Source organism: Nostoc sp. NOS(2021) (genome assembly GCF_017115025.1).
Lineage (GTDB): Bacteria > Cyanobacteriota > Cyanobacteriia > Cyanobacteriales > Nostocaceae > Nostoc.
Genome location: NZ_JABXKM010000062.1, coordinates 1 through 25,468, shown reverse-complemented (window position 1 = coordinate 25,468; position 25,468 = coordinate 1). Strand labels below are relative to the sequence as shown.

20 protein-coding genes are annotated in these 25,468 nt (G+C 42.3%); 14 read left to right on the top strand and 6 right to left on the bottom strand.

Annotated features, from left to right (window positions below; genetic code table 11):
- Positions 1 to 105: 105 nt before the first annotated feature.
- Complete coding sequence (locus HWQ41_RS07500) at positions 106 to 489, bottom strand: hypothetical protein (RefSeq protein WP_292761105.1); 384 nt, start codon at positions 487 to 489, stop codon at positions 106 to 108.
- Positions 490 to 677: 188 nt separating this feature from the next.
- Here HWQ41_RS07500 and HWQ41_RS07495 point away from each other — a divergent pair, with 188 nt between their 5' ends.
- Entirely contained in the window at positions 678 to 929 is a 252-nt protein-coding gene (locus HWQ41_RS07495) for a hypothetical protein (RefSeq protein WP_292761103.1), read from the top strand.
- A gap of 88 nt (positions 930 to 1,017) precedes the next feature.
- Here HWQ41_RS07495 and HWQ41_RS07490 read toward each other — a convergent pair whose 3' ends face one another.
- The gene (locus HWQ41_RS07490; RefSeq protein ID WP_292761101.1) at positions 1,018 to 1,572 is read right to left on the bottom strand and encodes an NUDIX hydrolase; all 555 of its coding nucleotides are present in this window, start codon (positions 1,570 to 1,572) and stop codon (positions 1,018 to 1,020) included.
- Positions 1,573 to 1,711: 139 nt separating this feature from the next.
- Between HWQ41_RS07490 and HWQ41_RS07485 the strand changes: the two genes are divergently transcribed.
- The 7 genes from HWQ41_RS07485 (at position 1,712) to HWQ41_RS07455 (ending at position 8,040) form a co-directional block, all read left to right on the top strand.
- Positions 1,712 to 2,764 (top strand): dipeptide epimerase, encoded by a 1,053-nt coding sequence (locus HWQ41_RS07485; RefSeq protein ID WP_292761099.1) that lies wholly within the window; start codon positions 1,712 to 1,714, stop codon positions 2,762 to 2,764.
- A complete protein-coding gene (locus HWQ41_RS07480; RefSeq protein ID WP_292761097.1) occupies positions 2,748 to 3,794 on the top strand; it encodes a DUF1611 domain-containing protein in 1,047 nt (348 codons plus the stop codon). The genes HWQ41_RS07485 and HWQ41_RS07480 overlap by 17 nt, the downstream gene beginning before the upstream one ends.
- A gap of 224 nt (positions 3,795 to 4,018) precedes the next feature.
- Positions 4,019 to 4,291 carry a hypothetical protein gene (locus tag HWQ41_RS07475; RefSeq protein WP_292761095.1) on the top strand — a complete coding sequence of 91 codons (273 nt, stop codon included), beginning with the start codon at positions 4,019 to 4,021 and terminating at the stop codon, positions 4,289 to 4,291.
- Complete coding sequence (locus HWQ41_RS07470) at positions 4,278 to 4,814, top strand: DUF6334 family protein (RefSeq protein ID WP_292761094.1); 537 nt, start codon at positions 4,278 to 4,280, stop codon at positions 4,812 to 4,814. The genes HWQ41_RS07475 and HWQ41_RS07470 overlap by 14 nt, the downstream gene beginning before the upstream one ends.
- A 510-nt stretch (positions 4,815 to 5,324) precedes the next feature.
- Positions 5,325 to 5,795: a pentapeptide repeat-containing protein gene (locus HWQ41_RS07465; RefSeq protein WP_292761092.1), complete on the top strand. Its 471-nt coding sequence runs from the start codon at positions 5,325 to 5,327 to the stop codon at positions 5,793 to 5,795.
- Between the two features lie 214 nt (positions 5,796 to 6,009).
- Positions 6,010 to 6,735: a Uma2 family endonuclease gene (locus tag HWQ41_RS07460; protein WP_292761090.1), complete on the top strand. Its 726-nt coding sequence runs from the start codon at positions 6,010 to 6,012 to the stop codon at positions 6,733 to 6,735.
- 522 nt (positions 6,736 to 7,257) lie between these two features.
- Entirely contained in the window at positions 7,258 to 8,040 is a 783-nt protein-coding gene (locus HWQ41_RS07455) for a COP23 domain-containing protein (RefSeq protein WP_292761089.1), read from the top strand.
- A gap of 302 nt (positions 8,041 to 8,342) precedes the next feature.
- On the opposite strand, the gene HWQ41_RS07450 is transcribed toward HWQ41_RS07455, so the two are convergent.
- Complete coding sequence (locus HWQ41_RS07450) at positions 8,343 to 8,642, bottom strand: hypothetical protein (protein ID WP_292761087.1); 300 nt, start codon at positions 8,640 to 8,642, stop codon at positions 8,343 to 8,345.
- Positions 8,643 to 8,908: 266 nt separating this feature from the next.
- Here HWQ41_RS07450 and HWQ41_RS07445 point away from each other — a divergent pair, with 266 nt between their 5' ends.
- Positions 8,909 to 11,974 carry a phytase gene (locus tag HWQ41_RS07445; protein WP_292761109.1) on the top strand — a complete coding sequence of 1,022 codons (3,066 nt, stop codon included), beginning with the start codon at positions 8,909 to 8,911 and terminating at the stop codon, positions 11,972 to 11,974.
- Between the two features lie 233 nt (positions 11,975 to 12,207).
- On the opposite strand, the gene HWQ41_RS07440 is transcribed toward HWQ41_RS07445, so the two are convergent.
- Positions 12,208 to 12,420 (bottom strand): hypothetical protein, encoded by a 213-nt coding sequence (locus HWQ41_RS07440; protein ID WP_292761085.1) that lies wholly within the window; start codon positions 12,418 to 12,420, stop codon positions 12,208 to 12,210.
- Positions 12,421 to 13,213: 793 nt separating this feature from the next.
- Here HWQ41_RS07440 and HWQ41_RS07435 point away from each other — a divergent pair.
- From HWQ41_RS07435 to HWQ41_RS07420, 4 genes are all read left to right on the top strand, one after another.
- Positions 13,214 to 16,318 carry an esterase-like activity of phytase family protein gene (locus HWQ41_RS07435; protein ID WP_292761107.1) on the top strand — a complete coding sequence of 1,035 codons (3,105 nt, stop codon included), beginning with the start codon at positions 13,214 to 13,216 and terminating at the stop codon, positions 16,316 to 16,318.
- Between the two features lie 1,337 nt (positions 16,319 to 17,655).
- Positions 17,656 to 20,658, top strand: a complete 3,003-nt coding sequence (locus HWQ41_RS07430; RefSeq protein WP_292761083.1) for a peptidase domain-containing ABC transporter — start codon at positions 17,656 to 17,658, stop codon at positions 20,656 to 20,658.
- 175 nt (positions 20,659 to 20,833) lie between these two features.
- A complete protein-coding gene (locus tag HWQ41_RS07425) occupies positions 20,834 to 22,417 on the top strand; it encodes an HlyD family efflux transporter periplasmic adaptor subunit (protein ID WP_292761081.1) in 1,584 nt (527 codons plus the stop codon).
- A 38-nt stretch (positions 22,418 to 22,455) separates the two neighbouring features.
- The gene (locus HWQ41_RS07420; protein ID WP_292761080.1) at positions 22,456 to 22,953 is read left to right on the top strand and encodes a DUF427 domain-containing protein; all 498 of its coding nucleotides are present in this window, start codon (positions 22,456 to 22,458) and stop codon (positions 22,951 to 22,953) included.
- Between the two features lie 286 nt (positions 22,954 to 23,239).
- On the opposite strand, the gene purQ is transcribed toward HWQ41_RS07420, so the two are convergent.
- Together purQ and purS are read right to left on the bottom strand one after the other, a co-directional pair.
- Positions 23,240 to 23,914, bottom strand: a complete 675-nt coding sequence (purQ, locus tag HWQ41_RS07415) for a phosphoribosylformylglycinamidine synthase subunit PurQ (RefSeq protein WP_292761078.1) — start codon at positions 23,912 to 23,914, stop codon at positions 23,240 to 23,242.
- 654 nt (positions 23,915 to 24,568) lie between these two features.
- Complete coding sequence (gene purS, locus HWQ41_RS07410; protein WP_292761076.1) at positions 24,569 to 24,847, bottom strand: phosphoribosylformylglycinamidine synthase subunit PurS; 279 nt, start codon at positions 24,845 to 24,847, stop codon at positions 24,569 to 24,571.
- A 144-nt stretch (positions 24,848 to 24,991) separates the two neighbouring features.
- Between purS and HWQ41_RS07405 the strand changes: the two genes are divergently transcribed.
- Positions 24,992 to 25,396, top strand: coding sequence for a Fur family transcriptional regulator (locus HWQ41_RS07405; RefSeq protein ID WP_292761074.1), 405 nt, complete (start codon positions 24,992 to 24,994; stop codon positions 25,394 to 25,396).
- Positions 25,397 to 25,468 lie beyond the last annotated feature (72 nt).

The following is a 25,468-nucleotide window of genomic DNA, read 5'->3' as shown; positions in this document are numbered from 1 at the left end:
ATGCTATGGAAGATGTGCTTCGCACAGCGTCCTAATCGCCTTGTCCGTTGCTATAAATAATGCCGTATTCATCACAGAGAGTAAGGGTTTGTGCCATAAACCAACTTACGAGATCCGGGCAGTTTCTCGATTGTGGTTGAGTAATCCTTGATACAAAGACTCTGCCACACCTTTATACGCTTTATCCAGGTCATCGTGTTTCACCACTCGAAAAAGAGTAAAAATAACTTGCCCAAAAATTGGATCTTCGTCAACTGCTAAAATCACCCTTAGCTTCTGTGAAACCCTTAGCGTGTACAGCGAAGATTCATAGCCATTAATATCTGACGGTAGGGGAAGACGACGCAACTTACGATAAACGTCAGCTTTTTGAGTTGGGAAGAGGCTGGCGCAATCATTGATTTTTTTAATCGCTGCGGCTTTTTCATCTTCACTCAGCCTGCCAAGATCCTTCTCAAAGCTCCTTGTTGACTCAATTAGAACATCCACGTTACGAACCGCCAATCTGAATTTAGCTACTTGCCCTCTGTCCTTAGCATAGCAACAAAATCTTATTCCCCTAAATAGCCTCGTGAGAAGTTAATACAGAACTTGAACAGGTAGCCTGGAAGAATAGCTTCCACCAAAGAATAGAGCAGATGGTAGTTTTGGTACATTTGTAGATTAAGAGGTTCAAAATGGCTATAAATCTAGATTCTGGTTTTGAAATTCTTTATCTTAGTGACATTAAATATAATGAAATGACTGTTGAAATACAATATAAGGGACAACAGGTTGCACAAATCAATAAAGATAAAGGTGTTGACAAAATGGAAATAGATATATACTCAGAATATATTACTCCCGATTTTTTGTCGGAATTGAAATTTCCACTAAGTGACTTTTTAGAAGCAATAAATATAGCTAGCAGAGCTTTAAGAGATGCTTGAATTAATTCTCCGTCAGTAGAATCGTACCGATTCTATCGATTGGGTGGAGTAAAATCACAGTGATAATTTCGGGCTTCATCGTGACTGATTATTCATAAGTTATAAACTTTAAACCTAAGAATAGAGCCGCAACAGTACCTGCAACAGAAATTTCTCCCTGAATCATTTTATCTAAAACTGATTCTACGGGAATCAATAAAACTTCAATCTCTTCTGTAATATCTAGTTGCTGCTCTCCAACTTTGCTCACATTCTCTGCTAAAAACAAATGTATTTGATTGGTATCTTTACTCGGCTTATCGTATAGAGTTCCGATTTTTCTAAATTCTTGGGGAATATAACCAGTCTCTTCTCTCAGTTCTCTAATTGCTGCTACTTCGGCACTCTCTTTTGTGGGATCGAAATTCCCTGCTGGCAGTTCCAAGAAAAATTCACCTACGGCGTGTCTGTATTGCCGAACAAAAATAATTTCTCTACTACTAGTTATAGGTAAAACCATTGCAACGTCAGGCTTAATACTGACAAAATAATCATCGATAATTCTCCCATTGGGCAATTCTATTTCATCTTGCCTTACCTTACACCAGTAATGATCTAAGACCATTTTTGATTTTAAAGTTTTCCATTTTTTTAAGTTATTCATAAACTAAGTAACAATTAAAATTTTGGATAAAAAGTTTAGGAATTAAGCAGTGAATGTAAAAAAGTATAACGGATACGTCCGATAATCTAAATTTTGAACTTACACTGACTTTTGTCATAACATAATATGTATAACAAGTATGCAAATAAATGTAAATTTATTTACAGTAAATAAGAGATTTCCGTTGACCATTAGTCGGGGCACAACGGCACAGACAACGAATGTATGGGTGCGGATCTCACACGATCGCATCGAAGGCTGGGGAGAAGCATCACCATTTGGTGTGGGTAATCATCGGCAATCAACTGATACGATCAAAGATGCTTTACAGCAAGTTGTGCCACTGTTGCAACCATTCAGCCCCTTACAACGGCAGCAAATTGAGCAAATTTTAACACAAAACCAGATTCCTTCTGCTGCAAGAGCTGCCTTAGATATGGCAATGCACGACTGGCTCGGTAAGCGTGTAGGATTACCCTTGTGGCAAATTTGGGGACTCGATCGCAATCAAATAGTACCGACTTCTGTCACAATTGGGATTAATTCGCCTGAAGCTGCTAGGGCGAGAGCGCGAGACTGGTTACAATTTACTGATGTCCGCCTTTTCAAAGTCAAGCTAGGCAGTCCCGATGGCATAGATGCAGATAAAAAAATGCTATTAGCAGTGCGAGAAGAAGCACCATTACCAGAATTTTTCGTTGATGCCAACGGGGGTTGGAGTTTAGAAGATGCGATCGCCATGTGCAATTGGCTGGCTAATTTAGGTATAAAGTATGTAGAACAGCCATTGCCACGGGGGCAGGAAAAAAGTTTAGCAAAACTCAAAGAACACTCTCCCCTGCCCATCTTTGTCGATGAAAGTTGCTTCACAAGCTCCGATATTCCCCATTTGGCAAACTACGTGGATGGCATTAATATCAAACTGATGAAATCAGGGGGACTAACGGAAGCAATGCGAATGGTACATACAGCGCGAGCCTATCAGTTGCAAGTAATGTTCGGTTGCTATTCTGACAGTTCGTTAGCTAATACAGCAGCATTACAGCTAGCGCCACTAGCTGATTATTTAGATTTAGACAGTCACCTTAATTTAATCGATGATCCCTTTACGGGTGCATTGCTAAAAGAAGGGAGAGTTTTGCCAAACGATTTACCAGGTTTGGGAGTACAACACAGTGCGTCTACCACTTAATCAACGAGTAGCTATCTTGCTGCATGAAGGAACTACTGGGACTCAGGGCAAAACAGGATTGGCCATTTTACGTTACAGTGAAGCCCCAATTGTAGCCGTAATTGATCGCGAGTCTGCTGGCAAATCCCTACCAGAATTAACAGGTATCAAGCGTGATGTGCCAATTGTGGCATCGGTAGCCGCAGCCCTGGAGTACAAGCCGGAAGTTTTGGTAATTGGCATTGCCCCAGGAGGTGGCGCGATACCAGATGACTACTGGCATGAAATCAAAGACGCTCTAGAAGCGGGGATGTCGCTGGTGAATGGTTTGCACACACCATTGGCAAACATACCGGAGTTAAATGCACTGCTCAAACCTGGGCAACTAATTTGGGATGTACGGAAAGAGCCGGCTAATATAAGTGTTGCTAGTGGGATAGCACGCACTCTTCCCTGTCGGCGGGTGTTGACAGTGGGAACCGACATGGCGATCGGTAAAATGTCAACTAGCCTAGAGTTACATTGGGCGTCAAAACTGCGGGGCTGGCGTTCTAAATTCCTCGCCACAGGCCAAACTGGGGTGATGTTAGAAGGCGACGGCGTGGCTTTAGATGCCGTGCGAGTAGACTTTGCCGCCGGTGCTGTGGAACAGATAGTCATACGCTATGGCAAAAACTACGACATCTTGCACATTGAAGGACAAGGTTCACTGTTACATCCTGGTTCAACAGCAACTTTACCCCTGATTCGTGGTTCGCAACCAACCCAACTGGTGTTAGTACATCGTGCGGGACAAGTTCATGTACGTAATCATCCTCATGTACTAATTCCACCTTTACCAGAGGTAATTCGGCTTTATGAAACTGTTGCTAGTGCTGGTGGTGCCTTTGCAAGTGTTCCGGTAGTGGGTATAGCGCTGAACACAGCCCATCTAGATGAGTCTGCGGCTGAGGAAAGCATCGCTCAAACAATAGCAGAAACCGGGCTACCTTGCACCGATGTCGTGCGCTTTGATGCCAATGTGCTTTTGGATGCGGTGATGAAAAATTAGGTTTTGGTTAGTAACAAAGATGACATTTTAACAATAATTGTAGTTAGGTTGAACGAAGTGAAACCCAACAAAGGTTTGAAAACTAGATAGCTCTTCCTGTGGTGGCTTTGATCGCAAACTGCTGTAATGGCAGAAATTGAAGAAAGACTCGAAACTATGACAATGATGTAACTGGTAGAAACTGGATTTAAAGAGCGGCACGAGCCAGAAGAAGATATATATAAATGACAAATGATGAGCAGGAGGACGTGAAACTCACCCCTGGCGGACTGAAAAAACTTGGCAATCTTGTTAATATTAAGAATGACATCATTGCTAATGCTATTCGTGAACGTGGCGGAGGACAAGCACAGGTTAATCAGTTACGTAGCGATTATCAAAATATTAAAGTTGGTGAGTTAGCTAATTCAGCTGCTGCGGGAGATACAGACGCAGAAACTGCTATTAAAATTCTCAAGCAAGCAAGGAAAAAGCGTGATAAATATGGCAATCAATGAATTTCCTATCGGGCAATATCTAATAGGTGTATCAACAATTAATGACGTAGAATTGGATGGAGATGAACTTTGTCTAGATGAAGTTCATCTTTATTTTGAAGATACGGAACATAAAATTACAGTAATAACTCTTTTACCTATTGCTGATACTGATGAAATAAAAGTAATAATAGAAGAAGCTATCAAAGAGAATAATCAAGTTTATGCTAAGTCTTATAATTTATTATTTACTTCACTAGCACTAGGTGTAAAATTAATGTCGGTTTGGGTCTGTGAAAATGTTCAAGGTTATCAAGATCAGGTAATTTTTGCTTTTGAAACTTTACATCCCAGCATTACGTTTCTCGCTGAGGGTTCAGTTATTAAAGTATTTATGCATGAGCAAGTATACAAGAAAGAAAACGAAATAGCAAAATTATATCAAGAAGGCTGGAAAGAATTGGAAATTGAAATGAAAAATACATCGATGAATTTAACCCAGGTTGCTGAAAATTCTCCGAATCAATCAAAAATAGTTGAGTAGCGATCGCACAAACAATAGCAGAAACCGGCTTACCTTGCACTGATGTAGTACGCTTTGATGCCGATGTGCTATTAGATGCGGTGATGAAGAATTAGGCTTTGAGTGGTAATAAATATATAGTACAATGGTACTATATTGTACGACTAATAAATTGATTAATATTCTTGCTAGTTTTACCTCAAATTCTCAAACCTTAGTGACTCGCCTCTATCAAGCATTGAACCAATATGACAAACCGTAAGCCGAGAATTAGGAAACACTTCTGTTCTTCTAGCTAGTAGGTTAGGTTGAGGAACGAAACCTAACATTGATGACCAATATCTCAGCACAAATCTCTAAAAGAATTCACAACCATAATTAACTATACAAATCTTTCTGCATCATCAATATCCGCCTCAATTATTGATGATTTTTGTCAATCTAGAAAAATTTGTTCATCAGGTCTTTGTCGAGTAGCATGACGTTATCGATGATCGCTTTACCATCTTTTGCACCGAAGTCTAGAAAGTTATGGCTATTAGTAGAAGTATCGATGTTGAGGAGTTGTTGCAACGTTACGCTGCTGGGGAGAGAGATTTCTCTGAAATTAACATTGAGGGGTCTGATGAATTGTATCGAGCCAATTTGAGCGGAATCAATTTGAGGAACTCGTCCGTTGGCGAGATTTTTATGGAGGGGAGCAATTTGAGTGGAGCTAATCTCAGAGGAACTCAGTTGGGGCAGACCTGTTTGCGAGACACCAACTTGCGAAGGGCTGATCTGACTGGTGCTGATCTCAGATATGCTAACCTTGATGGCGCTGATTTGACCGAGGCCAAGTTGACTAACACTTGTCTCCGAAACGTTGTCATGCGGGGTGCGAATTTGACTGATGCTGACTTGACTGGAGCTGAGATTGAGTTTATTCGGGAGATGGTTAAAGATTCTATTTTCTGTAGAACCATCATGCCAGATGGCAGTATCTACGATGGAACTATTTGAATCAATTCACCTGGTGGCAATGTCTAAATACAATGTAAATGGTTTGGTAAAATAGCGATCGCATCTACGGTAAATGGATGCTGTAGAATTGTTGGTGATGATTTTCAAATGATGATTGTGGATGTTGGGTTTCGTTCCTCAACCCAACCTACTAGCTGACAACAAGCCACTGGTTAGCTATAAAATAAAGACAAATCAATCAAAGGGGGTCTTTATGGCAACCCAACTCGGTGAAGCTAAATCTTCAACAGAACTGGTAATATCTTGGGAAGCATTGCCCGCAGATTTTCACCTAGAGGATGAACCAGTGGAAAATACAGGTCAGCCATTATTGGCTGGTGCTTTGCGCGAAAGCCTTGAGATAAGTGGTTTCATCCAACCGCAGATGTTGATAGCCTCGAATTTTGGACTTTGTGCGACGATAAATGGGCAATTTGTTGCTAAAGCACCCGACTGGGTTTATGTGCCATTGGTAAATCAGATTTTAGCAGAACGCAAAAGCTATACACCCAATTTAGATGGAGATATTCCAGCAATTGTAATGGAATTTCTCTCTGACACAGAGGGTGGAGAATACTCTTTTAAACGAACTTATCCACCAGGAAAATGGTTTTTTTACGAGCAGATTCTTCAAGTCCCAATTTACCTGATTTTTGATCCAAATGGCGGTTTGTTAGAATTTTACCAACTCGAAAACAGGCGCTATGAGTTAAAGCAACCTGATGAAAATGGTCGTCATTGGATTGATTCAATGGGTTTATTTCTGGGAACTTGGCAAGGAACAAAAGAAGCCCGTACTGGTTACTGGTTGCGCTGGTGGGATCAGGCAGGTAACTTGTTACTTTGGGCAGTGGAACAAATTGAACAGGAACGCCAGCAAAAAGAACGGCTAATTGCCTATTTACAATCTCAAGGTATTGATCCAAATAATTTGCTATAGCATATATAGACAATATTTTCAAGCATTTCAGTGACTCAGTTTAAGGGATTTCCAAGAAATCAATTATCCATCTTGTGGGGTGGGCATCCTGCCCGCCCTGAATATGGGACGGGTGGGGACACCCATCCCACTAGAAAATTTGGGATGTTTTTTTATCGTAAATCAAAGGGTTTAAGACCCCAACAATACAGGTAGCGCGGAGTCGGAGTCACTCCGCCTCCGCGAAGTTACCCTGCGGGATCTTGCTACAGTCGGGGTTTAAATCCCCGTCTGAAAATGTCTTTAATTTTGAATTTTGAATTTTGAATTTTGAATTGTTAATTGTCAGTCCCTAAGCAAAGAATTGCTGGGGTGCCGATGAAGGAGTGGCGCGTCATGCAGAAATTCCAGCACGGGTGAAAAAGCTACTCGAAGAGAAAAAAGCAAGAGAGGAAAAAAATAGCGTTTTTGATGAATCAAAAAACAAAATTATTCGTCACTTAAACTATCAATTCCCGACCTATTTCTACTGGAGGATGATTTATGTCATCACAACTGCTGCGATTTATATCTTTGGGCGGTCTTGGCTTATCTTTGTGTCTGGGCAATTCGGCAGCAATGGCGCAATATAATTCTAGTGGCGATGGTGTAGTAGTACCAACAGTACCATCAGGTGGGACATCAGCACCAGTCCCAATAGACACATCAACAGGCATACCAGTTTCACCCTCGGCTGATGGTACAACTCGGTTTACCTGTCAGACTTACAATAATCAGTACACTGTCATGTATCAGCCACAAAGTCAATCAGGACAATTCTTTCCTTGGGCGGCACCTGCGGCTTTAGGCGGTGGTTGGGATGCACAAAGGCGTTGTGCAGCAATTGCTAGTCGTTTAGAACTTTATCGCCCAGATGGCTTACAAGAACTCCAGACAGCTGTAGAAAATAACGAAAATATTGTCTGCGTCACAACTGAAGCTAACCCAACCTGTCGAATTGTGTTGACAGTACCGCGTGGGAAAGACCCCTATGTTATCCGCAATAGCGTTTTCCAAAACTTGACTACTGCTGACAGTGGACAACAGACTATAGCCGTTAACACTTATGGCGATCGCAGTAGTGGAGGAAACGAATTATATAATTTAGGACGCACACTTCTGGGCAGTGGCAATAATCAGGTTAGTTCATCTAGAAGTGGGATTAATCTGAAACCTTTCCTCGATCGCCAAGATGGCGGTACTGGAAACAATTTGCGGAGTGGAGTGGCAATTCGTCGTCAGTCTCAGCCTAACGGTGCTCGTCTAAATCCTGGTAATTTCCGCTGATTGATACTTCATTAGTTGATATAAAACAGTTCAGTAAAGAAGAATTGTAGTTAAGAAAAATTGTAGGGTGGGCTATTTGCCTACCCTAATTTTCATTGGACTAAGATTTTGCACCAATCTCAATAAGTAGTCAGAATTAATTACACAATGTCATTGCGAAGGTCGTGAAGCAATTCGCTTGCGGTTTGGGATTACTTCTCTACGAAACGCTACCGCGAACACTTCGTACCCTACGGTTATGCTAACTTTCTGAATTACGAATTACATTTGTTGTTTTAACCTTTTGCTAGCTGTTTCTTAATCTAGCTAGGATAGTTTGAGGATGCCCAATTAAGAATTGATACCAAAAAGTTATGTAGCTGTCTTCTGACAACCTCTAAGAATAGTGGTCTGGAAGATGTATTTTCTCTTGTCCATGTTGATATTGCGTTCACCGTACCCCTACTCTTAAGCAAGCTACCCATAGCGGACGCACCATAAGGTGTTGGCGTAGCGATCGCTCTAACTGCAAAGTGCATTTTTGCAGTTAACAGTCTTTTAATGGCAATAAAAATGGCATTTACACTTCCAATTTTCCACACTTCGGATTTTGAATGTGGCATTGATGCTGCCAGTACTAGCCCTCAGACTTCTGATACTGTTCGTTTCTCAGCAGTACTAAATCGATTACGGACTAATTATCGATACCGACAACATTAGGAGTTACAGCTAAATCAGTCTCATTTCTTCAGCCTCAAATGTCCGCTGATCTTTACCCACTCTGAATCTACCCCATAACTAACTTATGGTAACTACTAATACAATCCGCTTTTCCCAATTCAATGCCTCCTTAAACCCCAGCGCTCAGGCAGGTAAAACCATTCCTAATGTGGGATTCCAAGGGCAGACTACCTTCGTTACTGGCTTTATTCCCTCTGGTGCGGCGGGAACGGTGAATGGGGTACAGACTCCATTGGGTGGACTTTCTGGTGTCACCTATGATGCTGCTAATAACCGCTACTATGCGATCTCAGACGATCGCTCCCAAGTTGCCCCCGCCCGCTTTTATACCTTCACTGCCGATACCGGGGTGACTTTTACCAATGTCACACCCTTGAAAGATATCAATGGCAACTTCTTTGCACTTAACAGTCTCGACCCAGAAGGCATTGCTTTAACTAAGAATGGCACAGTCTTCATCTCTTCAGAGGGCGAAGTTAATCCTGGTGCAGGTCGCGTTACCAATCCCTTTATTAAAGAGTTTTCGCTAGCTACAGGGCAAGAAGTGCGATCGCTACTTGTCCCCAGCAAGTTTTTGCCAGTAGTTCAAGATACCAACGGCGATGGTATTGTCGATGCAGGTGATACGCAGACATCAGGCGTTTACAATAACTTAGCATTTGAAAGTCTCACCATTACACCCGACCAGAAAACCCTATTCACCGCTACTGAAAACGCGCTGTCCCAAGATGGATTAATCGCTTCACTCACCAGTGGTAGCCGCTCGCGGATTCTGCAATACAATCTGGTTACTGGACAGCCAGAAAAGGAATATCTCTACATAACCGATGCTATCGCCCAAGCGCCCAACCCTAGCACAGGCTCAAGTAACAACGGTTTAGCAGATTTACTCGCGATCGACAACCGGGGAACCTTCCTAGCGTTGGAACGCTCTTTTGCTCAAGGTGTAGGCGACACCATCAAAATCTACGAAGTTTCTCTACAAGGTGCAACGGATATTAGCACCATTGACTCACTCAGCAGTTTGAGTGCTGAACAGCTAGCAGCGATCAAACCTGCTCAAAAGCGTCTGCTGTTGAATTTAAATGACCTAAATCTGCCTACTGACGCCAATCATCCCACTGGAGTAGATAACATTGAGGGTATTACCTTCGGCCCCAAACTAGCAGATGGTCGTCAATCCATTGTGCTGGTGAGTGATAACAACTTTGGTAGTACCCAATATACCCAAATCCTCACTTTGGGTGCAGATTTGGTTCCCACTGCTGCACCCACAGTAGAAACTCGTCCCGATCTGTTTGATGATCCCGCACTCCCCACATCTCAACGTGCAGATGCTGATGATCCTGCCATCTATGTTAATGCCACAAATGCTGCCGATAGCTTAGTACTAACCTCAGTGAAAAATGCCGGACTGCGGGTTTATGACTTGTCTGGTAATTTGTTGCAAACAGTTAATCCCGGTGGCATTCGCTACAATAACATTGACCTGCAATACGGTTTCAAATTAGGCAATCAATCGATAGATATTGCAGTTGCTAGCGATCGCGGCAATGATAAACTAGCAATCTTCAAAATTAACCCCAACCCCAGCACCCCCGGACAATACTTGGAAAATATCACCGATCGCAATATTGGTACTATCTTCCAAGCATCACCTTTTGAACCTCCCTATTCCGCATCAACTCGCAGTTCTTACGGAGTTACCTTATACCGTAGCCCCGTAACTAACGATTACTATGTCTTTACCAGTCGCCGAGAAACTGGAGATATAGCTCAGTTCAAATTGATTGACAAAGGTAATGGCAAAATAGGATCTGAACTGGTGCGAGAGTTCACCATCCCCTCGCCCACCACAGAAGGGCGTTCTCCCCAAACAGAGGGTATGGTGGTTGACCAAGAAACCGGCTCTCTCTACATAGCCCAAGAAGATGTGGGCATCTGGAAATTCCAGGCAGAACCGGACGGTGGCACAACAGGCAAGCTGATTGATCGCGTCCGTTTTGAGGGTGGTTCTCACCTCACCGATGACGCAGAAGGGTTGACTATTTATTACGGCAAAAACGGCACAGGCTACCTGCTAGCATCCAGCCAAGGCGATAGCACCTTTGTAGCCTACACTCGTGAAGGTAATAACGAATACGTGGGTAACTTTGCCGTTGGTAACAATGGGTCAATTGACAGCGTGCAAGAGTCAGATGGTGCAGATGTAATTAACGTGCCACTGGGGCCTAACTTCCCATTTGGTTTATTTGTCACCCAAGATGGCTCCAATCAACCTGCCAAGACAATTGATGGTGAAAATGTCAACTCTAACTTTAAGCTAGTGCCTTGGGAAAATATAGCCAATGCCTTCCCCAATTCTCTAAATATCGACCCCACTGGTTACGATCCCCGCAATCCTGTTGCTCGGACTAACCTAACCAGTTTTGGTTCTAGCGACAGCAATACTGTGAATCTTCAGCCAGGACAATTCTTTTGTGCAGGTGACGGAGCAGATTTTGTAGAAGCTACTAAAGGTAACACAATCCTGGCTGGAAAAGGTGATGACACAGTGCTTGCAGGCAGTGACTCCTCAGTATCCGGGAATGACGGTAACGATCAGATATTTATTGGTCAAAACGGCCCGGCTCAAAATACCATTGCCGATGGTGGCAATGGTGATGATGTTATTACCGTGGTGGAAGCTAATGGTAGTAATAATTTGTTTGGGGCGGCAGGTGATGATACTCTCACAGTAATTGAAGGTTCTCGTCAATCATTATTCGGTGGCTCAGGCAATGATACCCTTAGCAGTGGCGGAAGCAATAACCGTCTCTACGGTGGTTCTGGAGATGACAAACTCTTCTCTAATGTCAATGATTCGCTATTTGGTGGCGATGGTGATGATCTGCTATTTGCCGGTCAACAGGGTAGCGATCCCTACGGGGGGCTGCGCCAACGCCTGAGTGGTGGTGCTGGTGCTGACCAATTCTGGATTGCTAACGCCAGTCTGCCAGCTAGCAAGAACATTATTACTGATTTTACAGTTGGGATTGATAAAATCGGGCTTGGCGGTGTTGACGTAACTAAATTTAGTGGGCTAACACTGTTGCAACAGGGTAGTGACACAATCGTGGAAACCGGCAATACAGAATTAGCTTCATTGCTGGGAATTACCTCAACTAGCCTAACTGCAAATGACTTCGTTTTCTCTGCTAGCGTCGTGGCTTAGTACAGCATTTCATTAATTCGTAGCAAATTAAATTTGGCAATACCTTGCAATGCCAATGCATCGCAATACAATGTTAATGCGTCGGCCGCATTGTTAATGTATCCCGATACAATGTTAATGCGTCCCCCTACAATGCTAATGCATCCCGATACAATGTTAATGCGTTCCCTTGCAATGCCAATACATTCCTCTGCAATGTTAATGGGTTTCCCTGCATTAAAAAGGCTACGTTTTTACGCAAAACTGTACTTAGTCTGTTCCCCTAGCTTTTCGTAGAGAAAATAGAGCCGTTTGTAATTGCGGGAAAAAAAGTCTTTCGTAGTGGCGTACATTTGTACGCCACTATCAGCCGATTCATTTGTTGTCAAGATTTTTGAAAATGGTATAAATCCTGATGCAGAAAAGTTGATGCGTAGGCGTAGCCAGCCGTAGGCATCGCTAGCCAATTAAAACTGAAAAAATCAAGTTTTATAGCAGTTGCTAGGTAGCGGTTGACATCAGCTAATCATATAAACACTGACACCAAGAGACTTTCAACCCTGTTAAGAGTTCCCTATTAAGAGTTCCCTGCTATATCTCTTCAGAATTCTCAATAAATAATTCGGTAACAAAATAGAAATATTTTATTTATTTTTGATTTGCATTCAATCAAGTTTAATAAAACTTAATTTTGTTTTTTGCTTAAGTGTATTTTAATCATTTATTCTGCTTAACTTATTCTTCTCTTAATCTTTTAATGAAAACATCTTTAGTGCTAGCTAAGTTCTCTCATAACTACTATCGACAGATTTAAATTCGTAATCTAAGTGTTACACACTCATTACTCACTAACACAGATTATTAGTTGACATCCCATGATCATTTCTCAAGCTTTCGATAATTCTGAGAAAATACGTTTTATGTAAATGTATTTTCGGTGTTAATGGCGCAATCGGACTTAACGAACTTATCTAAACTATATTTTTTTAATTCTGACATTTACCCTTAATTCCGGTTTCTAGCCTGAGAACATGATTTCTTTTTCCCACAATTAAACGCCGTGTGCAACTTTCCTTCAAACCTAACCGCCAACCACTTCCCTACAAGGGAAAAGGAGCAATAATCAAAGCCTCTCAAGAGTGGGGGAGAGGAATGCAAGCGGGGTTCTAAGAATAAGTTGCACATCGCGTCAATTAATGCAATGGGAGAACTTGAATAGCTTGTGATCCAGTTAAATCCAAATACCCAACAAACATTCTAATTATGGCAATTAAGTTAGTAGGCTTTGCCTCTTTACCTGCTGATACCTTTAGTGATGGCCCAGCTTCTGGTAAGGAGGTTTCAGCCAATGGCAGAACGGGGCCTTTCCCAGGACAGCCAATTCAAGGCTTCAGTGGTGTACAATTCGCTAACAGTAACTCTTTCTATTTTCTGTCAGATAATGGCTACGGTAGCAAAGATAATAGTGAAGACTTTTTACTGCGGATAAATCGTCTAGACCCGAATTTCAAGGGAACAGAAAATGGGGATGGCAGTGTTAAAGTTTTAGACTACATCCAACTGTCTGATCCTAATAACAAAGTTCCTTTTCAAATAGTTAATGAGGGAACTACTGGAAGATTACTAACTGGTGCAGACTTTGATGTAGAGTCATTCGTTTTTGATAAAGACGGTACAATCTGGGTTGGAGACGAGTTCGGCCCCTATCTGCTGCATTTTGATGCCACTGGTAAGTTGTTAGAGGCTCCCATTGCTACACCTGACCAATTCAAGACTCTAGATGGAGAAGCACCTAAAGTTATTGGTCATAGAGGTGCAAGTGGTTATCGTCCAGAACATACCTTAGAGTCTTATAAGCAAGCAATTGAGAGGGGCGCTGATTTCATTGAGCCTGACTTAGTAGTTACGAAAGATGGTGTGTTAATTGCTCGCCATGAGCCTGCTTTAGCAATTTTGAACGCTGATGGTACAGTCAATTTCAGCAACACAACCACAGATGTTTACAAACATCCAGAGTTTGCCGATCGCAAAAAAACAGTAAGTTTAGATGGAAACACAATTACAGGTTGGTTTGCTGAAGATTTCACTTTAGCTGAAATCAAGACTTTACGGGCAGAAGAGCGTCTACCTTTCCGAGATCACTCCTTCGATGATAAATTTGAAATTCCTACCCTCACGGAAATCATCAACCTGGTTAAGGATGTAGAAGCGACAACAGGTAAAAAGATTGGCATCTATCCTGAAACTAAGCATCCGACCTATTTTGCTCAAGAAGCTACTTATGTAGGCACCACAGACAAAATTAACCGAAATATCAGTCAGATACTAATCGATACACTGAAGGCAAATAACTTCACTGATCCTAGTCGGATCTTCATCGAGTCCTTTGAAGTATCTAACCTTAAACAACTGCATGATGTGATCATGCCTAACGCAGGGGTAGATATCCCACTTATCCAGCTTCTAGATGCAAGTGACACTGACATCAACGGTAAGATCATAGAAAGTCAGCCTTATGACCTCAAGGTTAATGGCGACTCTCGCACCTATGGCGACTTGCGAACTCCAGAAGGCTTGGCTGAAATTGCCACCTATGCCGATGGCATTGGCCCTTGGAAGCGGATGATTGTTAGCGTCAAAGGTACTGATGCCAATGGTGATGGCAAAGCCGATGATGTGAATGGGGATGGTACAGTCAATGATGCTGACAAAACAACGTTACCTCCCACTACCTTAATTCAAGATGCTCACAACGCAGGTTTACAGGTTCACCCTTATACCTTCCGTGCGGAAGATCAATACTTAGCAGCAGATTATAAAGGCAAGCTAGCACTAGAAATTCAGCAGTTCTATCAATTAGGGGTAGATGCGCTATTTACAGACTTCCCAGATATAGGGGATAAAGTACGGGATCAACTCAGAGATGATCCTCAGTATAATGTAGTGCGATCGCCACAAAACCCAGATGTTCTCTCAGGAGACGCTTTTGCTAACTTGGCTAGTTCCAAAGGTTTTGAGGGTGGAGCAATCAACGCCAGCAAAACTAAGCTCTACCTACTGCTAGAAGGGACTGTTCAAGGCGATACTCCTGGTGCTTTACGGATTAACGAATTTGATCTAGCCAGCCAGAAATACAGCGATCAACTACGCTATTACAAATTGGAGAATCCCTCAAATTCGATTGGTGACTTAACAGTTATTAATGATCATGAGTACCTAGTGATTGAGCGGGATAACAATCAAGGGGCTGCGGCTAAATTTAAGAAAATCTACAAAGTAGACCTGTCTAAAACAGATTCTAAAGGCTATGTAGCTAAAGAAGAAGTTGCAGACTTGTTAAATATCCAAGACCCCAAGGATATCAACGGGGACGGTAAAACAACCTTTGACTTCCCATTTCAAACAATTGAAAATGTGTTAGTTGTTGACAAAAACACCATTTTGGTTGCTAATGACAACAATTATCCCTTCTCAACAGGTCGTCCTGGCAATGATCCTCAGCATCCAGTAATAGACAACAACGAAATCATTTTGTTGAAGTTGGATAAGTCCTTGAACCTTGCTCCTGGCTTAGGTCAGCCCAAAGCTGAAGAAGTTAAGTTTGGCTCCACTACCAGCGATGAGATTACCACTCAGCCAAATCAAACCCTATTCACAGGTGACGGTGCAGACTTTGTAGAGGGTACTAAAGGTAACACAATCGGGACTGGCAAAGGTGATGACACGGTGGTGGTCGGCAGTGACTCCTCAGTGTCCACAGGAGACGGTAATGATCAAGTCTTGATTGGCGCAAATGGCCCTGCTAACAACACTAGTGCTGATGGTGGTGCTGGTGATGACCAAGTTACCGTAGTTGAAGCCAATGGTAGTAATAATTTGTTTGGGGCAGCAGGGAATGATACTTTGACAGTAGTTGAAGGTTCTCGTCAACTGTCCTTCGGTGGCTCAGGTAACGACACCCTCAAGAGTCAAGGTAGCAATAACCGTCTCTATGGTGGTTCCGGTGATGATAAACTCTTCTCCAGTGTCAATGATTCGCTATTTGGTGGCGATGGTGATGATGTGCTATTTGCTGGTCAACAGGGCGGTAATCGCCTGAGTGGTGGTGCTGGTGCTGACCAGTTCTGGATTGCTAACGCCAGTCTGCCAACTAGCAAGAACATTATTACTGATTTTACAGTCGGGATTGATCAAATCGGGCTAGGGGGGATTGGCGTCACTCAGTTTAGTGCTTTAACACTATTGCAACAGGGTAGTGACACGATCGTGAAAACCGGAAATACAGAGTTGGCTTCATTGCTGGGAATTACCTCAACTAGCCTGACTGCAAATGACTTCGTTTTCTCTGCTAGCGTCGTGGCTTAACGTGAGTTCGATAGATTTAGTCTGATCCCTCTCCAAACCTCTCCCCGAAGCGGGAGAGGCTTAAAAAGCTTATTTTTTCGTTGTTCCTTCCTTTCCGACGAGGAGTTGTGTACACAGAAGTCTCTGTTGACCCAATTTACGGTTTATCGAATAGCCTAGTGAAGCTTGGCGGAAATAACTATCCAGTTGAAACAGAGTTTTTCCATTACTTAGACTACAGCAAATAGTTCGTTATTGTGGGGTAGGCATTACAATGCCCATCCCACAGTCGTTTCGCTGGAGTCCAACCTACCTCGAAAGGCTTCCATGACTTAATAATGCCGAAATTAACTTAGCTGATGTAGCTTATACCCGACAGCGAGGGCGCAAAGCCTTCAACTACCAACGCTGCGTAATATTAAATTCAGGTAACTACTTAGCAAAATGGAACAACTTCACCCCGCAAGGGGGATGAGCTTATTTTATACATAGCGATTAGATTAGATGGACTCGATATTAATTAAACTAGTAAATTTACTGAAGGCAGTTATTGTCTTTACTTCATAAATTTAGTAGTTGATTCCTTTACGGTGACAAAAATCTTCACCTTTACTTTTCCAGTTAATTTTTATTAAATTAAGCTAGCAAAAAAGTGATGGAGAATTCTTTCATAAATCGGGCATGGCACTGTTTAGCAGGGAAAGCTCACTCTCTTTCGCCATCAGTGATACTGTCAACCCCTATATTCAAGAATTTGTAAAAAATAATTCAGAAATTTAAAGTTTTTTTGATTACAGAATTCTTAATTAGGGTATTTACTTAGGAAAGCATTTGTGATATTTTCATGTTGATTATCATAAATTAAAATATACGACGCTAAGTTTAACAACCGCGTTTCTGTGTCTTAGTTTGATGATAAGTTAGGTCGGCAGAATAAAACTAAACTATGTAAAGAAAGATAAACGAGGTTAAAACCCTTCTGCCTTCTGCCTTATCTCAACGACAAATATTTATGCCCACCTACTTAAGTATCCATCTTGCATACTTGCAATGCTAAATATTGATTTTAAACTTGTATAAATTATGTAGTGTTAACCAAGGTAATAACTTGTCCTCGATCTATTTACACTATCTTTGCTTTGTTTTGAACAGTGCATAACATTAGGAACCCTGTGATATGAATGCAGGTATGCAATTAGACGAACCTACCCTCTGTGCTTTTACATATTTAGGCAGACTCAATGCCACAGAAGTCTTGGTGCTGCTAGCATAAAACCAAACACTGCCACTGTTAGTAAAAGAGAGACTCCCTAATATTTTGGACTTGATTCCTCACTTTTACCTTCGACTTGTTTGATATGACTTATATTAAGAACACTTTTTCCGAATTTATCACCACCCTAGAAGGGTTTGATCAGTTACCAGATGGGGCGATCGCTAATCTATCAGAACAGCTGCAAGCCTGGCGCTATCGCATCGGTCAGAAAATTATCGGTAAAGAAAGTCTGCCGCAACAGATCACCATAATTTATGAGGGACAAGTGCGCCTGTTGGGATATGACCCCCAGACGCAACTGCCAATCACCCTAAAATTACTGCAACCGGGGGAAGTTATCGGCGAAATTGGTTTGTTGCGCGATGTCGCCTGTGAAACAGCGATCGCTTCCACCGAAGTAGTATGTTTAACCTTGAGTGCATCGGCATATTTTAGTTTTCTGGCTTTATACCCAGCTTTTGCCGATGCTCGCAAGAACCGCAGTTATTTGGTGGAAGTTTTCGATATTCTCAGTTCCTATTGGCAAAAGCAAGCGATCGCTACTTTAAATCTCAGAGAAATAGCAGAAAATGCCTTACCACAGGCGAAAATACATTACCTCCCTCCAGGAAAAACTCCATTCAACCAACTGGATAGAGAAAGCGTCTGGTTTGTGAGTGGGGGTGGGACAGTAACGAATTTATCACCTGGCGATCGCCTAGAATCGGACGATGACACAGACAATATCCAAGTCATAGGTCAAAACCCCGCACGGTTGCTTGGTATACATCCGTCAGATTTGATCTTGGAAGATAGTCATCAGATAGAACTTGTGGTAAGTGACACCAAATCAGATAGCGCAGAGGAACTAGATATCCCCTACGCATCGAACGAAATAGTTCCACAGACAGCCCCCCAGACCTCAAAGAGTTCGCTAAAACACAAATACCCGTTTTTTAGTGGTAAGGGAGAACTAAATACAACCTTCGCCTGCTTCCAAATGGTCGCGAAGCACCTAGAAATGCCGTTTCGTCGAGAGGTGGTTCGCCGCATCTTAACTGAGCAAGTCAAACGTCAGGGCACTATATCGTTTCAAGTTACTGCTTACCTGGCAGAGTTAATCGGACTTAAAGCGCAGTTAATAGAGCTACCAGTCGCCTCTGTGACGCGCATTCCTACACCGGCATTGATTCGCTATGGTGATAGTTTTGCCGTTTTATATGCAGCAGATGCAAATACTATTGTTGTGGGTGTCCCATCCGAAGGAATTGTGCGCTGCAAACCCGCTGAATTCGTTGAACAATTAGATGTTGATCCAACCAACTTTCCGCCCCAAGTTAGAGTATTACTGCTCAGTCCTACCAAAGAAACACCCCAAGAACGCTTTAGTTTACGGTGGTTTCTGCCCTATTTGTCACGTTACCGTCGAGTTCTGATAGAGGTCTTTGTCGCTTCCTTTTTCGTGCAGTTGGCTGCGTTGGCAAATCCTCTGGTCGTGCAGTTAATTATCGACAAAGTTATCACTCAAAATAGTATTGGTACTCTACATATTTTGGGGGTTTTGCTATTAGTAGTCGGGATATTTGAAGCAGTGCTGACTACCTTGCGAACCTACTTATTTGTTGATACCACTAACCGGATCGATATGAGTTTAGGGTCGGAAATCATCGACCACTTACTACGTTTACCTCTGCGCTATTTTGAACGCCGACCGGTGGGCGAACTTTCTACTCGCATCAACGAACTAGAAAATATCCGCCAATTCCTCACGGGTACTGCCTTAACAGTCGGGTTAGACGCTCTATTCTCAGTGGTCTATATCGGTGTGATGCTGATTTACAGTTGGCAACTCACCTTAGTAGGCTTAAGCACAATTCCGGTGTTTATCATTGTCATCTTAATTGCTTCTCCCACCATTAGCAGACAGTTACGTGCCAAAGCCGAACGCAACGCCGAAACTCAATCTTATTTAGTGGAGGTGATGTCAGGAATTCAAACAGTAAAAGCGCAAAATATCGAATTGCGATCGCGCTTTTCCTGGCAAGAGCGTTACGCTCGCTTTGTCGCGGCTGGTTTTAAAACAGTTGTAACTTCCACCCTCGCCAATTCTACCAGCAGCTTCCTCAACAAACTCAGCAGCTTACTAGTTTTATGGGTAGGAGCTTATCTAGTACTTAAAGGAGAATTAACTTTAGGCGAATTAATTGCCTTTAGGATTATATCCGGTTACGTCACCAGCCCAATATTGCGCTTGGCTCAACTCTGGCAAAGCTTCCAAGAAACTGCCTTGTCTCTAGAGCGTTTAAGCGATATTGTCGATACACCACAAGAAGGAGAAACAGACCGCTACAATATACCCTTACCTACGATCAAGGGAGCAGTGAAATACGAAAATGTTTCCTTCCGCTTTGGCACAAGTGGGCCTCTGCAACTTTCTAATGTCACCCTCGAATTTGCTCCAGGTAAATTTATCGGCATTGTCGGACAAAGTGGATCTGGTAAAAGTACGATGATGAAGTTACTACTCAGACTTTACGAAACCGAGTCCGGCAGAATTTTGATTGATGGTTATGATATTGCCAAAGTGGAACTATATTCACTGCGACGACAGATAGGCGTAGTTCCCCAAGAGACATTATTGTTTGACGGCAGCGTTCAGGAAAATATTGCTCTGACGAATCCCGATGCCACAACCGAAGAAATTATTGGTGCGGCTCAGGTTGCGTGCGCCCACGAGTTTATAATGAACTTGCCCAACGGTTACAACACGCGGGTGGGCGAACGGGGTTCTGCGCTTTCAGGTGGACAACGACAAAGAATTGCGATCGCCCGCTCTGTTTTACAACGACCAAAATTATTAGTTTTAGATGAAGCAACTAGCGCCTTAGATTATCCCACAGAACGCCAAATATGTCTCAATTTAGCCAAAGCATTCAAGGGTGAGACAGTATTTTTTATTACCCACCGGCTGAACACCGTGAGTAATGCAGACATGATCGTTGTGATGGATAATAGCAGGGTTATAGAACAAGGCAGCCATCACGAACTAATGGCTATTAAAGGTCATTATTCTTACCTGTATCAGCAACAAGATGTTAACTTGTAATTAGTCATTGCTGGTGGGGGCATGGCATCAGAAAATTCTCTGTTTGACCAACATTCCATAGATGCAGCAATCAGCGTAGAGTAGGCACTGTCACAAATATCAAAATCCAAGTTTTCGACATCGATAAATAGTGCCCACCCTCCAAAAAATCCCAAATCCCAAATCTAAAATCGTTATGACTCAACTTAATGGGAATCACCTCAACGGCAATCAGAAAAACGGCAATCAAAAAAATGGAGTCAAGCAAGATTCACAGGTACTTACAAAACAACAGAAAGCTGCTCAAGAGTCTTTAGTTAACTATAACAATCAGGCATTTGAGCAATCTATTGTCTTGCGCCAATCTCCAATTTGGTCGCGTACAATCATGGTGACTCTAATCGGGCTAGCCTGTTTTGGAATTGCTTGGGCTTATTTTGCCAAAATTGAGCAAGTAGTGCCAGCAACAGGGCAATTAAAACCGCAAGGAACAGTCAAAGAAATTCAGGCTCCTGTTAGTGGAGTGGTGAAAACGGTTTATGTTAAAGATGGACAAGAAGTAAAGCCAGGAGATTTGCTGCTGACTTTTGATTCCATCGCTTCTGTTGCTGAATTAAATTCTTTGAATAAAATTCGCCTTGCATTAATTAAAGAAAACCAGATTTATCGCCAATTGATGAGTGCAAGTAACGCAACGGGATCGGAACTGTTATATTTGCGCGGTAATTTGCCACAAGAAACTGCTTTCTTGCTGAAAAGTCGGTCAGCGTTAGTAGGAGAAAATGAATTATTGCGGACTCAATTAAAAAATTCCGGTCAAGATTATGCGCTAGGAATTGATGAACAACAACTTCTACAAGTCGCCAAAAAAGAATTAGATTCTCGCACTTTGGCGGCGCGATTTGAAGTAGAAAAAACCAAAAAACAACTTAGTCAAAATCAATTTAAGCTAGAAGATAGTAAAGCAAGTTTAGCTATTCAACGGGGGATTTTAAATAAGCTCAAGACATTAGCAGAACAAGGTGGCATTTCTCAACTCCAGTATCTCAACCAGCAACAAGAAGTACAAAACCGCACGGCGGAAGTAGCGCAACTAGGTGAGGAAACAAAACGCCTCCAGTTTGATATAGAAAAAGGACGACAAGAGTTAAGCAATACGGTGGCTGTTTCTGATAAAACAATTTTGGATAAGATAGCTGATAATAAACAGCGTATTGCCGCAATCGATAGCCAATTCATGAAAGTTGTGCTGGATAATGAGCAGCGTTTGGCAGATGTCAATAGTAAAATCTCTCAATCACAGTTAAATGTTAAGTATGAAGAACTCCGTTCGCCTGTAGGTGGAACAGTTTTCGATTTACAAGCAAAAAACCCTGGATTTGTAGCGACTCCAACGACAAAACTGCTGCAAATTGTCCCAAATGAAAACTATATAGGTGAAGTTTTCATCACTAACAAAGATATTGGTTTTGTGCGAAAAGACATGAAGGTAGATGTCAGAATTGACTCCTTTCCTTACAGCGAGTTTGGCGATATCAAAGGAAAAGTAATTGACATCGGGTCAGACGCATTACCGCCAGACCAAACACATCAGTTTTATAGATTTCCGGCAAGAGTCTCATTGGATAAACAATCTTTAGTGATTAAGGGTAAAAAAGTCACCTTGCAATCAGGTATGTCCATCAGTGCCAATATAAAAGTGCGCGAAGAACGGAGTGTGCTGAGTTTATTCACTGAGTTGTTTACCAAGCAAGTTGATACTCTTAAAGAGGTACGTTAGTACTTGTAGTCAAACAATTTTGAATTTTGAATTGTTAAATGGTTAATTCTCAACGCATCGAACCCGCTCCCGGACAAGAATCAGTTTGGGATTACCCCCGTCCTCCTCGTCTGGAGGACACTAGTAAACATATCCAAATCATTTTTAACGGAGTAATAATTGCAGATACCCACAACGCCAAACGTGTTTTAGAAACAAGTCATCCTCCTTCTTACTACATTCCTGCTGCGGATATCAAAATGGAATATTTGCAACTGATGCCGCAGTCTAGCTTTTGCGAGTGGAAGGGAATTGCTGGCTACTATACAATCCGAGTGGGTGAAAAAGAAGTCCATAATGCTGCTTGGTTCTACCCTAACCCGACACCAGCTTTTGGAGCTATCAAAGACTATGTATCTTTTTACGCTCATCTAATGGATAATTGCTACGTGAATGGCGAAGAGGTGCAACCACAACCAGGTAACTTCTACGGCGGTTGGATCACCAGTGATATTGTTGGGCCTTTCAAAGGCGCTCCTGGTACTTGGGGATGGTGAGCTAATTTTAAGGCGATGTGCGACTTATTCTTGTCACCCCAAGTTGCTAGTTATTCATTAGAGCGATCGCTGTCTGTAGAAGAATCTTCATTAACGCTGTATGCGACTTTCTCTCAAACCTAAGCCCCAACCCCAACCCTTGTAGCGTTGGAGAGTAAGATTCAAAGCCTCTCAGGAGCGGGGGAGAGAAATGGAAGCGGGGTGACAAGAATAAGTTGCACATCGCCTTCATGATCTTTCAGACAGCGATCGCTCTCTGACCCAACCTAGTCGCCCGATATTTGCTCTACGCTAATGCCGCTACCTTCTCTAACAATCCTTGAAACAACCTCAATCCATCGCTATTCCCTAGCATCGCGTCAGACGCTCTTTCTGGGTGCGGCATCATCCCCAACACATTGCCCCGACGATCGCAAATCCCGGCAATGTTGTTCAGTGAACCGTTGGGATTTTCCCCTTCATAGCGAAACACAACTTGCCCGTTATCTTCAATTTCTGCGAGAGTGGCTTGATCAGCGTAGAATCGTCCCTCTCCGTGGGCAATGGGCAAAGTGATCACTTCACTATTGGTATAAGCTTGCGTCCATGAGAGATTAGTCCGCTCAACTTTCAAGGGAATGCGATCGCAGATAAAATGCAAATCGCGATTTCTAGTCAACACTCCTGGCAAAAGTCCAGCTTCAGTTAATACCTGAAAACCATTGCAAATACCGAGGACAAACTTACCTTTTTGGGCGTGTTCCACAACCTGCTGCATCACGGGTGAAAAACGCGCGATCGCACCACAGCGCAGATAATCCCCGTAACTAAAGCCACCAGGTATAATCACGACATCCAAATCAGCAATATCTGTTTCTTGATGCCAAACCATGCGAGTCGGTTGTAAGAGCAAATCTCTAGTTACATAAGCAACATCGCGATCGCAATTAGAACCTGGGAAAACAACAATGCCGAATTTCATGATTAGTCAAGGGGAGTGGGGGATAAGGCGTGAATTAAATAATTAATATCCAGTTTAAAGAAGTAATGCCCACTTTTCAAACCCTATTTGAGAAAGGATTTGAGTCAATGACAACTAGCTCTTTAAACTGGACAACAACTTTTTAATATACATCATGTCTCCCACTACTGCCACTGCCCAATAGTCTGCAATCATGTGTATGTTATATAAACACAAACTTCAAATGTATACCTTCGGATTACCTCACCCTCAATCCCTCTCCGATATATTGGAGAGGGAAGCTAGATACAGGATGAAGTTTTGCATTTTATTTAATCTACGTTCCTAAGCTAATGACTCCAGCCAACATACTCACCAAATAACCTTTTTTAAAGAACCACATTCTTGTTCCCTCCGATTTTGCAGATATTTCAGCTTAATAATTGAATTTACCTGAGAATAAAATTTATTTATTACAAAGTTATTCTGTCGTTACAATACTTTTTCATAGAATATTTAAGCTGTCAAACGCTTTGAAGATAATGATAATTAAAAAGAGGGAGAGTATACGAGTGTCGCTCGCATACTCTCCCTCTCCTCCACAGGATGAGCATTTTTCTGTTGAGTATTTTAACTCATTGACAAAATGCGCTTTGTCCTAAGCTCTCACGGATGCTAAAAGACCCCAGTTTGGGTTTCGACCTCAATCAAATCAAAGCGGTAATTTTCAATTACGGGATTTGATAGCATTTGGTTACAAATTCGATCGAGGTCTTGACGCGCTTTTTTCTCCTCAGTTGAGGTGATGGTGAGTTCAATGTACTTACCAATCCGCACTTGGTCAACGTTATCGTATCCCAATTGCTGAAGACCGGATTGTACAGCCACACCAGCAGGGTCTAAGACTGAAGGACGAAGCGTCACGAAAATTTTGGCTAAATACTTGGTTTGCACGGGCTTTTGGTGAATGCTGCGATCGCTATACTATAACTTTCTGCTCCAACTGAGTGAAAATAAGATTACGAAGCGGTTAAAGTTAATTGATCAATTAGCCCATCTAACAGCTTCAACTACAGTGGCATACTTAAATAATTGTCTATGAGAGCCATACGCACCCGCAGTCAAGAGCGTATTTTCAATTTACTGAAAACCATCAAAAAAGGCATTTCCGCCCAGGATATTTATGTAGAGCTACGTAACACTAATCAGAGCATGGGTTTAGCAACAGTTTACCGTTCCCTAGAAGCCTTAAAACTCGAAGGCATGGTACAAGTGCGGAATTTGGCTAATGGTGAAGCCCTCTACAGCCTAGCGCAGCAAGATAAACACCACCTTACTTGCTTGCAATGCGGTGTCTCAATTCCAATTAATCAATGCCCCGTTCATGACTTAGAAAACCAGTTAGAATCCAGCCATAAGTTTAAAGTTTTTTACCACACCCTAGAGTTTTTTGGGTTGTGCAGCCAATGCCAGATAAATCAAGCTACTGGGATTGATCAATAGTCATACCAATTATAGCTGGGGACTGGGGACTGGGGACTGGGGACTGGGTTGAAAGTCTGTTTGTATATAGGT

Bases quoted from the DNA above. Each gene is read 5' to 3' on its own strand.
- HWQ41_RS07450 (WP_292761087.1), bottom strand. From the start codon at position 8,642: ATGCCACATTCAAAATCCGAAGTGTGGAAAATTGGAAGTGTAAATGCC.
- HWQ41_RS07470 (WP_292761094.1), top strand. From the start codon at position 4,278: ATGGCAATCAATGAATTTCCTATCGGGCAATATCTAATAGGTGTATCA.
- HWQ41_RS07405 (WP_292761074.1), top strand. From the start codon at position 24,992: ATGAGAGCCATACGCACCCGCAGTCAAGAGCGTATTTTCAATTTACTG.
- HWQ41_RS07465 (WP_292761092.1), top strand. From the start codon at position 5,325: ATGGCTATTAGTAGAAGTATCGATGTTGAGGAGTTGTTGCAACGTTAC.
- HWQ41_RS07430 (WP_292761083.1), top strand. From the start codon at position 17,656: ATGACTTATATTAAGAACACTTTTTCCGAATTTATCACCACCCTAGAA.
- HWQ41_RS07420 (WP_292761080.1), top strand. From the start codon at position 22,456: ATGGTTAATTCTCAACGCATCGAACCCGCTCCCGGACAAGAATCAGTT.
- HWQ41_RS07460 (WP_292761090.1), top strand. From the start codon at position 6,010: ATGGCAACCCAACTCGGTGAAGCTAAATCTTCAACAGAACTGGTAATA.
- purQ (WP_292761078.1), bottom strand. From the start codon at position 23,914: ATGAAATTCGGCATTGTTGTTTTCCCAGGTTCTAATTGCGATCGCGAT.
- HWQ41_RS07475 (WP_292761095.1), top strand. From the start codon at position 4,019: ATGACAAATGATGAGCAGGAGGACGTGAAACTCACCCCTGGCGGACTG.
- HWQ41_RS07490 (WP_292761101.1), bottom strand. From the start codon at position 1,572: ATGAATAACTTAAAAAAATGGAAAACTTTAAAATCAAAAATGGTCTTA.
- HWQ41_RS07495 (WP_292761103.1), top strand. From the start codon at position 678: ATGGCTATAAATCTAGATTCTGGTTTTGAAATTCTTTATCTTAGTGAC.
- HWQ41_RS07455 (WP_292761089.1), top strand. From the start codon at position 7,258: ATGTCATCACAACTGCTGCGATTTATATCTTTGGGCGGTCTTGGCTTA.
- HWQ41_RS07485 (WP_292761099.1), top strand. From the start codon at position 1,712: ATGCAAATAAATGTAAATTTATTTACAGTAAATAAGAGATTTCCGTTG.
- HWQ41_RS07425 (WP_292761081.1), top strand. From the start codon at position 20,834: ATGACTCAACTTAATGGGAATCACCTCAACGGCAATCAGAAAAACGGC.